General features: G+C 71.3%; 13 protein-coding genes. 6 read left to right on the top strand and 7 right to left on the bottom strand.

Annotated features, from left to right (window positions below; all coding sequences use genetic code 11):
- The first annotated feature begins 23 nt into the window (after positions 1-23).
- The 5 genes from GEV10_20690 to GEV10_20710 all read left to right on the top strand — a co-directional run bounded on the left by GEV10_20690 (position 24) and on the right by GEV10_20710 (position 5,300).
- Positions 24-530 carry a MaoC family dehydratase gene (locus GEV10_20690; protein ID MQA80867.1) on the top strand — a complete coding sequence of 169 codons (507 nt, stop codon included), beginning with the start codon at positions 24-26 and terminating at the stop codon, positions 528-530.
- A complete protein-coding gene (locus GEV10_20695; protein ID MQA80868.1) occupies positions 530-1,702 on the top strand; it encodes an acyl-CoA dehydrogenase in 1,173 nt (390 codons plus the stop codon). The genes GEV10_20690 and GEV10_20695 overlap by 1 nt, the downstream gene beginning before the upstream one ends.
- 121 nt (positions 1,703-1,823) lie before the next feature.
- On the top strand, positions 1,824-3,161 hold the full coding sequence (locus tag GEV10_20700; protein ID MQA80869.1) for an MFS transporter: 1,338 nt from the start codon (positions 1,824-1,826) through the stop codon (positions 3,159-3,161).
- Complete coding sequence (locus GEV10_20705) at positions 3,158-4,378, top strand: M24 family metallopeptidase (protein MQA80870.1); 1,221 nt, start codon at positions 3,158-3,160, stop codon at positions 4,376-4,378. Before GEV10_20700 ends, GEV10_20705 begins: the two co-directional genes overlap by 4 nt.
- 19 nt (positions 4,379-4,397) lie before the next feature.
- A complete protein-coding gene (locus GEV10_20710; protein ID MQA80871.1) occupies positions 4,398-5,300 on the top strand; it encodes a LysR family transcriptional regulator in 903 nt (300 codons plus the stop codon).
- 10 nt (positions 5,301-5,310) lie between these two features.
- On the opposite strand, the gene GEV10_20715 is transcribed toward GEV10_20710, so the two are convergent.
- Together GEV10_20715 and GEV10_20720 are read right to left on the bottom strand one after the other, a co-directional pair.
- The gene (locus GEV10_20715; protein MQA80872.1) at positions 5,311-5,745 is read right to left on the bottom strand and encodes a hypothetical protein; all 435 of its coding nucleotides are present in this window, start codon (positions 5,743-5,745) and stop codon (positions 5,311-5,313) included.
- Positions 5,746-5,764: 19 nt separating this feature from the next.
- Entirely contained in the window at positions 5,765-6,427 is a 663-nt protein-coding gene (locus GEV10_20720; protein ID MQA80873.1) for an MFS transporter, read from the bottom strand.
- Between GEV10_20720 and GEV10_20725 the strand changes: the two genes are divergently transcribed.
- The gene (locus tag GEV10_20725; GenBank protein ID MQA80874.1) at positions 6,317-6,853 is read left to right on the top strand and encodes an LLM class flavin-dependent oxidoreductase; all 537 of its coding nucleotides are present in this window, start codon (positions 6,317-6,319) and stop codon (positions 6,851-6,853) included. The genes GEV10_20720 and GEV10_20725 overlap by 111 nt on opposite strands.
- A gap of 16 nt (positions 6,854-6,869) precedes the next feature.
- Here GEV10_20725 and GEV10_20730 read toward each other — a convergent pair whose 3' ends face one another.
- From GEV10_20730 to GEV10_20750, 5 genes are all read right to left on the bottom strand, one after another.
- A complete protein-coding gene (locus tag GEV10_20730) occupies positions 6,870-7,787 on the bottom strand; it encodes a helix-turn-helix domain-containing protein (GenBank protein ID MQA80875.1) in 918 nt (305 codons plus the stop codon).
- Positions 7,788-7,811: 24 nt separating this feature from the next.
- On the bottom strand, positions 7,812-8,912 hold the full coding sequence (locus GEV10_20735; protein MQA80876.1) for an HD domain-containing protein: 1,101 nt from the start codon (positions 8,910-8,912) through the stop codon (positions 7,812-7,814).
- Between the two features lie 64 nt (positions 8,913-8,976).
- A complete protein-coding gene (locus GEV10_20740) occupies positions 8,977-9,435 on the bottom strand; it encodes a DUF2568 domain-containing protein (GenBank protein ID MQA80877.1) in 459 nt (152 codons plus the stop codon).
- Between the two features lie 46 nt (positions 9,436-9,481).
- Positions 9,482-12,175, bottom strand: coding sequence for a pyruvate, phosphate dikinase (gene ppdK, locus GEV10_20745; GenBank protein ID MQA80878.1), 2,694 nt, complete (start codon positions 12,173-12,175; stop codon positions 9,482-9,484).
- Positions 12,176-12,270: 95 nt separating this feature from the next.
- Complete coding sequence (locus GEV10_20750; GenBank protein MQA80879.1) at positions 12,271-13,209, bottom strand: hypothetical protein; 939 nt, start codon at positions 13,207-13,209, stop codon at positions 12,271-12,273.
- Positions 13,210-13,458 lie beyond the last annotated feature (249 nt).

Here is a 13,458-nt window from a genome sequence, read left to right on the forward strand (position 1 = left end):
CAACGGAGAGGACACCGACACCAGTGGGACAACGCCATCCCGCCCCGCCCGGGCGGTACTTCGAGGACTTCGTCGTCGGTGACGTCTACGAGCACGCGGCGAGTCGTACGGTCACCACGAACGACAACATGTGGTTCACGTTGCTCACCCAGAACACGGCACGCCCGCACCTCGACCACCACTACGCGGGCAAGACCTCGTTCGGGCGCCCGCTCGTCAACTCGGCGCTGACCGTGGCGCTGGTGACCGGGCAGAGCGTCGCCGACGTCTCGCAGAACGTGAAGGCCAACCTGGGCTGGGACGAGGTGCGTCTCCCCCACCCGCTGTACGAGGACGACACCGTCTACTCCGAGTCCGAGGTGATCTCCTGCCGGGAGTCGAGGTCGCACCCCGACGCCGGCATCGTCACGGTCCGGACGACCGGCACCAACCAGCACGGCGTGCCCGTCATCACGTTCGCCCGCACCGTCATGGTCTACCGGCGCGGCCACGGGCCCACCGACGCCCGGCCCGCCGTCGAGGACCGCTGATGACTGTGCCTCCCACCGACTCGCTGAGCGACGAGGAGCAGGCGGTCGTCGAGGCGGTACGCACGTTCGTCGACCGCGGCGTGCGGCCGGTCGCGCGCGACCTCGAGCACACCGACACGTACCCGCACGACCTGATCGAGCAGATGAAGGAGATGGGGATCTTCGGCCTCGCGATCCCCGAGCCGTACGGCGAGGTCGCCGTCTCCACCCCCTGCTACGCCTTGGTCACCGAGCAGCTCTCGCGCGGCTGGATGAGTCTCGCCGGCGCGATGGGCGGGCACACGGTCGTGGCGAAGCTGCTCGTGCGGTACGGCACCGACGAGCAGCGCCGCCGGTACCTGCCGCGGATGGCGACGGGCGAGGTGCGGGCCACAATGGCGCTGACCGAGCCGGGCGGCGGCTCGGACCTGCAGGCCATGCGCACCTCCGCGCGCCGCGACGGCGACGACTACGTCGTCAACGGCTCGAAGACCTGGATCACCAACGCGCGGCGCTCGTCCGTCGTCGCGCTCATGTGCAAGACCGACCCCGCGGCGTCCCCGGCGCACCGCGGCATCAGCATCCTGCTCGTCGAGCACGGCCCCGGCTTCACGGTGTCGCGCGACCTGCCGAAGCTCGGCTACAAGGGCGTGGAGAGCTGCGAGCTGTCGTTCGACGACTTCCGCGTCTCCGCCGACGCCCTCCTCGGCGGCGTCGAGGGCGAGGGCTTCGCGCAGATGATGACGGGCCTCGAGATCGGCCGCATCCAGGTCGCCGCCCGCGCCGTCGGCGTCGGCCAGGCCGCGTTCGACGACGCGTTCCGCTACAGCCAGGAGCGCGAGAGCTTCGGCAAGCCGATCTGGCGACACCAGGCCGTCGGCAACCACCTCGCCGACATGGCCACCAAGCTCACGGCCGCGCGACAGCTGCTGCTGTACGCGGCCCGGCGCCTCGACACCGGCGCGCGCTGCGACCTCGAGGCCGGCATGGCCAAGCTGTTCGCGTCCGAGACCGCCATGGAGATCGCCCTCACCGCCATCCGCGTGCACGGCGGCTACGGCTACTCCACCGAGTTCGACGTCGAGCGCTACTTCCGCGACGCGCCGCTGATGATCGTCGGCGAGGGCACCAACGAGATCCAGCGCAACGTGATCGCCCAGCAGCTCGTCGCCCGCGGCGGCCTCGACGCCTGACCCGCCGCCTGCCCTGGTCATAGCCAGGGCGTATCACGAGACACCCAGTCGATATTGGACAGGTCTGACCGCCCGTCCCTATCGTCACGACGTCCGGGTGTGCATCCCCGAGGAGGACGACGTGGCCGGCGGTCTTGCGACAGTCAACAGGAGGTCGCTGCGGCGTGTGCTCTTCTCGAGCTTCGCCGGCACGTCGATCGAGTGGTACGACTTCTTCCTCTTCGGCTCCGCCGCGGCCCTGGTGTTCCCGCACGTCTTCTTCCCCGAGAGCGATCCCGCGACCGGCACGCTGCTCTCGTTCGCGACGTACGCGGTCGCGTTCCTCGCCCGCCCCCTCGGCGGCGTGCTGTTCGGTCGGATGGGCGACGTCGTGGGGCGCAAGGCCGCGCTCGTCGTCACCCTGCTGCTCACCGGCGGCGGCACGTTCCTGATGGGCTGCCTGCCCGGCTACGACTCGATCGGCGTGGCCGCGCCACTGCTCCTCGTCCTGCTGCGACTGGTCCAGGGCCTCGGCCTCGGCGGTGAGTGGGGCGGCGCGGTCACGCTGTCCGCCGAGCACGTCGACGCGCAGGGGAAGCAGTCGCGCCGCGGCGCGCTCGCCTCCTGGGTACAACTGGGCGTGCCCGTCGGCAACCTGGCCGCCGTCGGCGCGATCACGGGCAGCAGCGTCCTGCTCCCCGAGGACGCATTCCTCTCCTGGGGCTGGCGACTGCCGTTCCTCGTCAGCGCGGCACTGGTGGTCGTGGGCCTGTGGGTCAGGCTGTCGGTCGCCGAGTCGCCGCTGTTCGACGCCACCCGCCGTCCTCGTGCACCCGTCACCGAGGCGCTGCGCACGCACTGGCGGCCGATCCTGCTCACGGTCGGGATGCGGATCTGCTCGGACGTCTCGTACTACGTCTTCGCCGTCTTCGCGCTCTCGTACCTCGCCGGGCCGCTCGGCCTGCCGCGGAACTGGGGGCTGTACGGCGTCATCATCGGCTCGGTGCTGCAGCTCGCCGTCATCCCCGGATCGGCCGCCCTGTCCGACCGGGTCGGCCGCCGCCCCGTCTACATCGCCGGCGCGGTGTGGGTCGGGGTCTGGGCGTTCGTCGCCTGGCCGCTCATCGACTCCGGCGGCCTGTTCGCGATCCTCCTCGCGCTCGCCATCGGCATCGCGGGGCAGGGCGTCATGTACGGGCCGATGGCCGCCTACATCGCCGAGCTGTACGACACCCGGCTGCGTGCGTCGGGCGCCTCCTTCGGCTACCAGATCGCTGCGATCGTCGGCGGCGCGCCGGCGCCTCTCCTGGCGCAACTGCTGATCGACAGGTTCCAGACCACGGCGGCCGTCACGGCGTACGTCGTCGCCACCGCCGTACTCGCCTGTGTCAGCGCCTGGCTCGCGGGCGAGACACGGCACCGGCAGCTCGCCACCGACGGCCGGCCGGCGCCGGCACCCGCTCTCGGAAAGACGCGATGAACAGCACCGCGGTCACGAAGATCCGTCGCCGGCTGCATGACCAGGGCCTGGCCGCGTACGTGGCGTACACGCCGTCGAACGTCTTCTACGTCACGGGCTTTCGCAGCTACTTCCTCTCCGAGTGGTGGCGGATGCATGGCACGGTGTTCGCGGTCGTCCCCGCCGACGAGACCGCACCGGTCACGCTCGTCGTCAGCGACTTCGAGAGCGGCGCGGCACGGGGCGCCGCTCCGGACGTCGGCCGGTCGACGTACCGGCTGTGGGTCGACCTGCACACCGCGGGCGACCTCGCGGCGCCGCCCGAGCCCGACGCCGTGCCCCGTCCCGCGCAGTACGACCCGCGCAAGCTCGACGAGGCCCTTGCCCATGCCCTCGCGGGCCTCGGCACCACGGCGGGTCGGCTCGCCACCGACCTCCGGTTCCTCTCGCTCGACGCGTACCGCCGCCTGCAGCGCGCGGCACCGCACGCGGACTGGGTCGACTTCACCGACGACGCCTACGAGGTCAGGCTCGTCAAGGAGCCGTGGGAGGTCGACCGGCTCGCCCTCGGCGTGGAGCTGTCCGAGGCCGGCATCACGTACGCCACGAATCGGGCGACCCAGGGCATGTCGGCGCGCGACGTGCGGCTGCTCTTCCAGACCGGTGTCACCCAGGCGGCGGCCGCGGACCCGAGGTACGCCGGCTACACCGACAACTGGGTGCTGCCGTCCGTCGGCTCGCAGACCTCGGCGAGCTACGGCGAGCGCGGCACCGGCCTGCAGCCCGGGGACCTCGTCAAGTTCGACTGCGGCGCGACCGTCGACGGCTACCGCTGCGACGGTGGACGCACGTTCTCGTTCCAGCGACTCCTTCCGGACGCCGAGCGCCTGTACACCGTGCTGCGCGAGGCGCAGTCCATCGCCAGGCGGTTGATCCGTCCCGGCACCGTGGTCGGCGACGTCTTCCGTGCCGCCATGGCGCACGTCCATGCGAACGGCTACCCGTCGTACAACCGCGGGCACGTCGGTCACTCGGTCGGCATCGACACCTTCCACGAGGAACCGCCGTACATCAGCCCGGACTGCACGACCGTCCTCGAACCGGGCATGGTGTTCGCCGTCGAGGTGCCCACGTACACGCCGGACGTCGGCGCCGTCATGATCGAGGACATGCTCGTCGTGACCGGCGACGGGGCGCGGCAGCTCCACGCCCTCCCCCACGACCTCGTCGTCATCTGAGACTGGGTACGTTCTGCGCGTGTCGCAGAGCACGCTGCGCGGCGTCGAGCTGCGCCTCCTCGAAGCAGCCGTCGCCGTCGCCGACGAGCTGCATTTCGGCCGTGCCGCCGAGCGGTTGGGCATCGCCCAGCCGCCACTGAGCCAACGGATCCAGCGTCTCGAACGGGTCCTCGGCATCCGCCTGTTCGACCGCGACCGGCAGGGCGTCGGCCTGACCACGCAGGGCACGGCGGTCGTCGACGCGGCACGGCGGGTGCTCGCCGAGGTCGACCGGCTGACGACCCTCGCCGACGGCCTGCGTACCGGCGTCCGCGGGACGCTGGCGGTCGGTGCGGTCGGCTCCGCGTTCTACCAGGCGCTGCCCGAGCTCCTCGGCCCGGTGCGGCAGGCGCTCCCCGAGCTCGAGCTCCGGGTGACCGAGGTGGAGAGCCCGGAACAGGTCGACGCGCTGCTGTCCGGTGAGCTCGACGTCGGGTTCCTCCGCCCGCCCGCGGACCGGCGACTGCGGGTGCGGACCGTGTGGCGCGAACCGCTCGTCGTCGCCGTCCCAGCCGACCACCCACTCGCGCGCCGGACGAGCGTCGACGTCACCGCCCTCGCCGACGAGTCGATCGTCTTCTTCCCGCGCCACCTGGGACCGGGCTTCTGGGACCAGGTGGGTGAGGCGTTCCGTGCGGAGGGACTCGAGCTCTCCCCCGTCGCGGAGGCCGACCACGCGACCACGATGCTCGGCCTGGTGTCACTGGCGATGGGGATCACCATCGTCCCCGCGTCCGCGCGCGTCCTGCACCTCACCGGCGTCCGGTATCTCGTGCTCCTCCCGACCCGCCATCTCGACCTGGCGGTCGCCGTCCCGCGCGACGCACACGGGCGCGGCGCCGCCGTCGACCGGTTCCTCGACGCGTTGCCCCGCGTCCCCTGACGCCCTTGGCTCAGGTCGACGTCGGTGCGGGCGTGGCAGTCGGCACCGGAGGTACCACCACCTCGTCGACGCCCGACAGCCGGCGCATGTCGACTGCTGCCGCGTCGGCGGCCTTCCGGTCCCTCATCTCGACCAGGAACGACTCGGGCAGGTCGTCGGGCCCAACGGACGCCAGCGGCCCCGGCGATCTCCCGAACGCCTTCTTGAACCGCTCGTACGCCTCCTCGCGCGTCACGAACGTCACCCTGGTCACCCCCGACGTCTCGCGCAGCGCGGAGCCTACCGCGTCCTTCTGCGTCTCGGTGGCGTCGTCGTCCAGGTAGACCGAGACGACCACCGAACGGGACTCGCGTGACGGCGTCGGCGTGGGCTTCGCCGGGATCCTCAGACATCCGGCCGAGGCAGCGATCGCGAGGACCGCCACCAGCACACTCACTCGCCGCACCCGAGGAGTATATGGATGCTCACGGCCGGCCATCGACGTCGTCGAGGCGTGCACTCCTGAAGCGGGACAGGCCGAGCCACGACGAGACGACGGCGAACCCGACGACCGCGGCCCACAGCATCGTCCGGTACCCCAGCAGGTCGGCCAGCAGGCCCCCGACCGGCGCGCCGACGACGATCATCGCGCGGTTGATCGACCGCATGGTGGCGTTCATGCGTCCCTGGAGCCGGTCGGGCGTGACGGCCTGCCGGTACCCCATCTCGTTGGCGTTCTCCGCGCCGATGCCCAGGCCGAAGAGGAGCTGCCCGGCACCGAAGACCACCCAGCCCCACACGCCGGCCGTGCTGAGCGCCACGAGCGCCCACGCGACTCCCGTCAACGCCCGGCATGTGACGACGACCCAGCCGACACCGAACCGCCTCCCCAGCCGTACCGCGACGAGACTGCCGAGCAGGCCGCCGCCTCCACCGACCGCGAGCGCCAGGCCGAGTCCGAAGGCGCTCAGCCCGAGCGTCCGCAACGCGAACGGCGCCAGGACCGCTCCCGCCACGGCCTGGCACAGGAACCACGCATGCGTCGTCAGCGCCAACTGAAGGAGCGGTTCGAGCACCTCGAGGACACCCTGCGGATCGCCCACCGGATGTTCGACGGCGACGAGCGGCCGTACGACGGCACGCACCACCGCCTGGAGCGTCCGCTCAACAACCCGTCCCCGGTCCGGCGGCCACCGATCATGATCGGTGGCGGCGGGGAGCGCAAGACGCTGCGCATGGTGGCGCAGTACGCCGACGCCTGCAACCTGTTCGAGACCCGCGACCCGGCCGGGCTCGAGCACAAGCTGTCGGTGCTGAAGCGGCACTGCGACGACGTCGGCCGGCCCTACGAGGAGATCACCAGGACGACGTTCGGGATGATCGGCCCGTACGACGTCGGCCCGGCCGTCGAACGCTTCGGCCGGCTCTCCGAGCAGGGTGTCGACCTCGCGCTCGTCGACCTGCCCGACCCGAGGGACGACGAGGCGTACGCCTTCCTCGCCGAGGTCGTCCGCCAGGTCGCGCCGCTCGGCCGGCCGCTGCCGGTGCCCGCGGCGTCGGCAGCGGTCGGCTAGCGTCATGCGTCACCGCTCAGTGCGGCTGCGCGACCCACTCCCTCGGGTCGCCGCTGCCGAGATCGGTGATCCCGGCGGAGTAGAGGGCGAGCGCGACCACCGATCGGCGGTAGGCGGCGAACGTCACGACATGGGCGATCATCCCGCCGTAGCTGAACACCACGGGCGGCTCGCAGGTCGCATCGACGAACGTCTCGTCCAGGCGCCCCTCCTCGGTCAACCGGCGCACCAGACTCACGAACTCGGGGCCGGCCGTCGCGAGGCGTGCCCGGAGCCCTCCGACCGACATGTCGCCGATCTCCCACGGGTGCGGTGAGGTCCGGCCCTCGACGGAGGCGACCCACCGCTCCAACTGCGCCACCAGGCGATCCAGCTGGGTGCGGATGCTCGGACCATCGTCGAGGTCCTCGATGGAGGTCTCGATCGGGCGGTCGAGCGCGGCGTCGTCCAGCCGGGCCGCGCGGTCGACCATCTCGCCGATCAGCCAGACGTGGTGCTCGACGATGCGTTGCAACAGATCCATGGCAGAAACCCTTCTGGCGGGAGGGACGCGGAGTCCCCCTGGAGGATGGAAATGCACGCCGCTGGGCGCTTCGATTCGCGGCTGGCTCGGACGCCGCCGCCACGCGGTCGGCGAGCTGCCGAATGCGCGAGCGAAGGCGCGAGTGAACGCCTCGTGGGACGAGTACCCGGCCTCGACGGCGATGTCGAGCACGCCGTGTCGGCTCGAGACCAGGCGGTACGCCGCACGCTCCAGCAGGATGCGCCGCCGGAACGCGGCCGGCGTCTCCCCTGCCGTCGCCGCGACGACCCGATCGAAGTGGAACCGCGACAGGTGAGCACGGGCGGCGAGCGTCTCGCCGCACACGTCGGGTTCGTCCAGCGCCTGGGTCACCAGCTCCAGGAACCGGCCGAACATGTCGTGTGTGCTCATGCCCATGATCGTGGCGCGGTGGAGCTACCCGGCGCTTGATCGGGTTTGCGGACTGTCGATGCCCTGCGGCAGGCGTGCGGGGTCCCAGCCCAGCAGGTCGACCGCGGACCTGAACGCGTACCTGTCGGTCATGCCGCCGACGTAGGTCACGGCCGCGCGCATGCAGGTGGCGGGGTCGGCGCCGGCGGCCGGGGGGTCGGGCAGCCCGGCCGGGTGCTCGGCGAAGTACTCGACGAGCGCGCGGAGAACTGCGACGACGGCCTCGCCCTGTGCCAGCGACTCGTCGCGGGTGTAGATGCGCTCGTAGTTGAACGTGCGGAGAGCGGCGAGCGCGGCGGCCAGGTCGCTGCGCATGCCGACCACGCCGCTGTCGTTGACGCAGTGGACCAAGGCGTGGATGAACGTCTCCAGCTGCTCGCCCCTCGTGCGACCGCAGACGGCAGCCACGTCGGCGGGCAGGTCGTCGAGCGAGACGACGCCGGTATGGACGGCGTCCTCGAGGTCGTGTGCGGTGTACGCGATGCGGTCGGCCCAGCTGACCACGAGGCCCTCGGGCGTCGCCGGGGACGGCCGCGACCACGAATGGTTCCTGATGCCGTCGAGCGTCTCGTCGCAGAGGTTGAGCGAGCAGAGGACGACGTCGGCGCCCCACACGGCGTGGTCGTAGCCCTCGGGGACGAACGCGTCGAAGGCGTCCTCACTCGCGTGGCCACCCGGCCCGTGCCCGCAGTCGTGCCCGAGCGCGATCGCCTCGGTCAGCGGGACGTTGAGGCCGGTGGCCCTGGCGATGCTCGTCGCGACCTGGGTGACCTCGAGCGCATGGGTGAGCCGGGTGCGCTGGTGGTCGGCGGGGAACACGAAGACCTGCGTCTTGCCGGCGAGCCGGCGGAACGCGGGGGCGTGCAGGATCCGGTCGCGGTCGCGCTCGAAGCAGGTGCGCTCGGGATCCGGCTTCTCCCGCCGGGCCCTGGTGCCCGCCCCGCGTGCCCTCGTCGCACCCGTGACGAGGAGCCGGTCCTCGAGCTCCTCGCGCGCCTCCCGCACGTGCGGCCGGCCGGGCACGACGGCGGGCTCGCCGGCGCCGTGCGCGGTGACGACGCCGCCGGGACCCAGGTGCCCGCCCATCGTCTCGGCCCACGCCCGGGACCGGTCGGTCACACCCATAGGTACCGCCGGGCAGCCAGGGGCATCACCGGGACACCGTCGCGGCACGCCGGTGCGCGACGAAGCGGACGGTCTGCCGCGCCCCCACCAGGACCGTGAGTATCACGCCCGCGGCGACCGCGCCGGAGACGAGCAGCAGCGTGACCGCCGCGCCGTAGACGGCGAGCTCGATCGCGAGACGCCCGGCCACCGGCAGCAGGATCCGGGCCTTCGGCGAGACGAACAGTCCCCACGCGACGATCGCCACCGCCGGGACCGCGAACACCGCGGCCAGCCGGAGCGGCCCGTCGACCAGCCGCCAGCTGCCGTACGCCAGCGCCGCGAAGGCGACGAGCTCCAGCAGGAACACCGCGGCGAGGTAGAGGGCCACCGGCGCCTTCGGCACCGGGACGAGGGCGACCGCCGGTGGCGTGTCGGGCGGAGTACCGGCGACCGGCGTCTCGGCATCCGGGCAGTCCGACGTCATGACCCGATCGTGCCTCATCCATTCGGATCAGGGACGTGACTCGGCGCATCTCGGATATGCGGAGTCACCGGCTGTCGCTGCTGACCTCGGTCCCCGCACGCCCGGCCTCCAGCCGCGCGACCGGCACGCGGAACGGCGAACACGAGACGTAGTCGAGCCCGACCTCGTGGAAGAAGTGCACGGAGTCGGGGTCGCCACCGTGCTCGCCGCACACGCCGAGGTGCAGGTCGGGCTTGGCCGCGCGCCCCTCCTCGACGGCGATACGGACCAGCCGACCGACACCGTCGCGGTCGAGCGTCTCGAAAGGCGAGACGCCGAAGATGCCGCGCTCGAGGTACTGGGTGAAGAACGCGCCCTCGACGTCGTCGCGGCTGAAACCCCACGCCGTCTGGGTGAGGTCGTTGGTGCCGAACGAGAAGAACTCGGCGGCCTCGGCGATCTGGCCCGCGGTGAGTGCGGCCCGCGGCAGCTCGATCATCGTGCCGATCGGGATGTCGAGGCTGACGCCGTGCTCGCGCTCGACGTCCGCGATGATCCCCGCGGCCTCGTCGCGGGTGATCTCCAGCTCCTGGACGGCGCCGACGAGCGGGATCATCACCTCGGGCCTGGGGTCCTTGCCGTCGCCGCGCAGCTCGGCCGCCGCCTCGGCGATCGCCTTGACCTGCATGCCGAACAGGCCCTCGACGACGAGGCCGAGGCGGACGCCGCGCAGGCCGAGCATGGGGTTCTGCTCGTGCAGGCGGCGGACGGCCGCGAGCAGCGTGCGCTGCCGCTCGACGTTCTCGCCCCGCTCCTCGCCGAGCGCGACCTCGATCGACAGGTCGGTGAGGTCGGGCAGGAACTCGTGCAGCGGCGGGTCGATGAGGCGTACGGTCACCGGCTGGCCGTCCATGGCCGCGAAGATGCCCTTGAAGTCGTCGCGCTGCAGCGGCTCGAGCGCGTCGAGCGCCCGCTGCCTGGCGTCGGAGTCGTCGGCGAGGATGAGGTCCTCGACCTTCTGCCTGCGATCACCGAGGAACATGTGCTCGGTGCGGCACAGGCCGATGCCCGCGGCGCCGAACCTGCGCGCTCTGGCGGCGTCGTCTGGAGTGTCGGCGTTGGCCCGCACGCCGAGCCGGCGCTGCTCGTCGGCGTGCGTCATGACCCGGTGAACGGCCTCGACGAGGTCGCCGGCCTCGTCGGAGTCGGGGGCGAGCTCGCCCTCGAAGTACTGGACCACCGGGGAGGCGACGACCGGCACCTCGCCGACGAAGACGTCGCCCGTCGTGCCGTCGATCGAGATGACGTCGCCCTCGTTGACGACGACACCGGCCTGCGTCGTGAACTTACGCGCGGCCAGGTCGACGGTGAGGTCGTCGGCCCCGCAGACGCACGGCTTGCCCATGCCGCGGGCGACGACGGCCGCGTGGCTCGTCTTGCCGCCGCGGGAGGTGAGGATGCCCTTCGACGCGATCATGCCGACGAGGTCGTCGGGGTTGGTCTCGCGGCGGACGAGGATGACGTCCTCTCCGGACTGGCCGATCTCGGCGGCGCGGCCGGACTCGAAGACCGCCTTGCCGACCGCGGCGCCCGGGGAGGCGTTGATGCCCTTGCTGATCTTCTCCGCCTCGGCGTTCTCGTCGAAGCGCGGGAACATCAGCTGGGCGAGCTGCGCACCGGTGACCCGGGTGATGGCCTCGTCGAGGTCGATGAGGCCCTCGTCGATGAGCTGCGTGGCGATGCGGAACGCGGCGGCGGCGGTGCGCTTGCCGACGCGGGTCTGCAGCATCCAGAGCTTGCCGCGCTCGACGGTGAACTCGATGTCACAGAGGTCGCGGTAGTGCCGCTCCAGCGTGGCCATGATGTCCATCAGCTGGTCGTACGACTTCTTGTCGATCTGCTCGAGGTCGGCGAGCGGCACGGTGTTGCGGATGCCGGCGACGACGTCCTCACCCTGGGCGTTCTGCAGGTAGTCGCCGTAGACGCCCTGCGCGCCGCTGGCCGGGTCGCGGGTGAACGCGACGCCCGTACCGGAGTCCATGCCGAGGTTGCCGAACACCATGGCGACGATGTTGACGGCGGTGCCGAGGTCGGCGGGGATGCGCTCCTGGCGGCGGTAGAGGATCGCGCGGTCGGCGTTCCAGGAGTGGAAGACGGCGCGTACGGCCATGTCCATCTGCTCGCGGGGGTCCTGCGGGAAGTCGGCGCCCGACTGGTCGCGGATCACGCTCTTGAACGTGTCGACGATGCCGGCGAGGTCGGCCGCGTCGAGGTCGAGGTCGTTCTTGGTGCCCTTGGCGTGCTTGGCCTTCTCGATGGCGTCCTCGAACAGGTCACCCTCGATGCCGAGCACGGTCTTGCCGAACATCTGCAGCAGCCGCCGGTAGGAGTCCCACGCGAACCGCTCGCTGCCCGCCTGCTTCGCCAGCCCCTGGACGGACTCGTCGTTGAGACCGATGTTGAGGACCGTCTCCATCATGCCGGGCATGGAGAACTTCGCCCCTGACCGCACCGACACCAGCAGCGGGTCGTCGACCTGGCCGAGCTTCTTGCCCATCGCCTGCTGCAGCGCCTCGAGGTGCGTGCTCACCTCGTCGCGCAGCTCGCCGGGCTCCTGCCCCTCGTCGAGGAACTGCCGACACGCGTCGGTGGTGATGACGAACCCGGGCGGAACCGGCAGCCCGAGGTTGGTCATCTCGGCGAGGTTCGCACCCTTGCCACCGAGCAGGTCCTTCATGTCCCTGTTGCCCTCGGCGAAGTCGTAGACGTACTTCGGCACCGCAGTCTCCCTCACACTGAGCCGGATACGGCGAGCCTAGCCCGGCCGCCTGTGATCTCCGCGATGCCCCTGGCGCTGCGAGCCGGCCGACTGGGTCAGGCGGCGGCGATGATGACACGCGGTGGTGGGCGTGTGCACCCGATCGCATGAGCCGACACGATCTCGCGGCCGAGCGGCACCCAGCTCTGCTGGATCCGGTGCGGCGAGGCGTGCAGGACGGTGAGGCCCTGTGCCGACAACTTCGTGTGCCGGCGTTGGGTGTGCTCCCAGCCCTCCATGTCACCGTGATGCCTCCGCGAGTCGATCTCGAGAACCAGACCTGCTTCGGCCCAGTAGACGTCCGGACGCGCGAGGAACCGGCCGTCGGGCGTCAGGAGGTCGACATTGAAGAGCGGCACCGGCAGCGGGAGGGCGAGGACCCGCTCGCGAGCGACCGCCTCCGCCACGGAACGGACCCCCGCACCGTATTCACCGAGCACGGCTCGCAGGCGTGCGCTCCCCCGAGACTGGCCCTCGTCCACCTCCCTGGCGAGGTCGCTCACTCCGACATGCGGCGAGCGCAGCGCCTCGGTGATCAACGCACGCACGCGGAAGACGTCGAGAGCTATACGGCAGGCATCGACCGTCGCCCTGACCGGATCCGCGACGACGAGACCGGCCACCCGTTCCGTCACAGGCATCCGCTCGGTGCGGAAGATCGAGACCTGCTTGCGTGACGCTCGGTGCCTCTCGTGCCCGACCAGCACCGGGATACGCGGATTGCGCGGTTCTCCAATGCCCTGGAGGTAGAGCGCCGGCTCCCCGGTCAGCACCGCTCCAGCACCGGCGTAGAGGAGTGCGCCCTGCCACCACTGCAACGGAGTCACCGTCCCGGTGAACGTGGCGTACACCCCCGGCAGCAGGACCTGCCATGGCCCACCCGGTCTGATCCGCCACCTCAGCTGCCCCTCTGTGGCGCCGACGGTCCGCATCTGGGCGCGGCTCACCATTCCATGCTGCGCGGCGACGAGTTCGTCGATCGATGAGTTCTCCATGCCGAAGACGTCGGCACGTCGACACCCGTTCTCCAGCCCGAGACGACCTTCTGTGGACAGCCAGCGCGCCGACCTCTCCCCGTGCGACGACCGCGTGGACGCTTCGTTGTAGCTACTTCGACCTGAAAAACCCTGTGGGGTCGTGACGGCGACCTCGGCAGACGGTTGGGCGGCTATCGGTGACCGGTCAGGTGGGCATGATTCATCCCGGTGGGGCTCTTCACGCTGCCAGCGCTCCGACCTTGACCA

The sequence above is a fragment of the Streptosporangiales bacterium genome, assembly GCA_009379955.1.
Lineage (GTDB): Bacteria > Actinomycetota > Actinomycetes > Streptosporangiales > WHST01 > WHST01.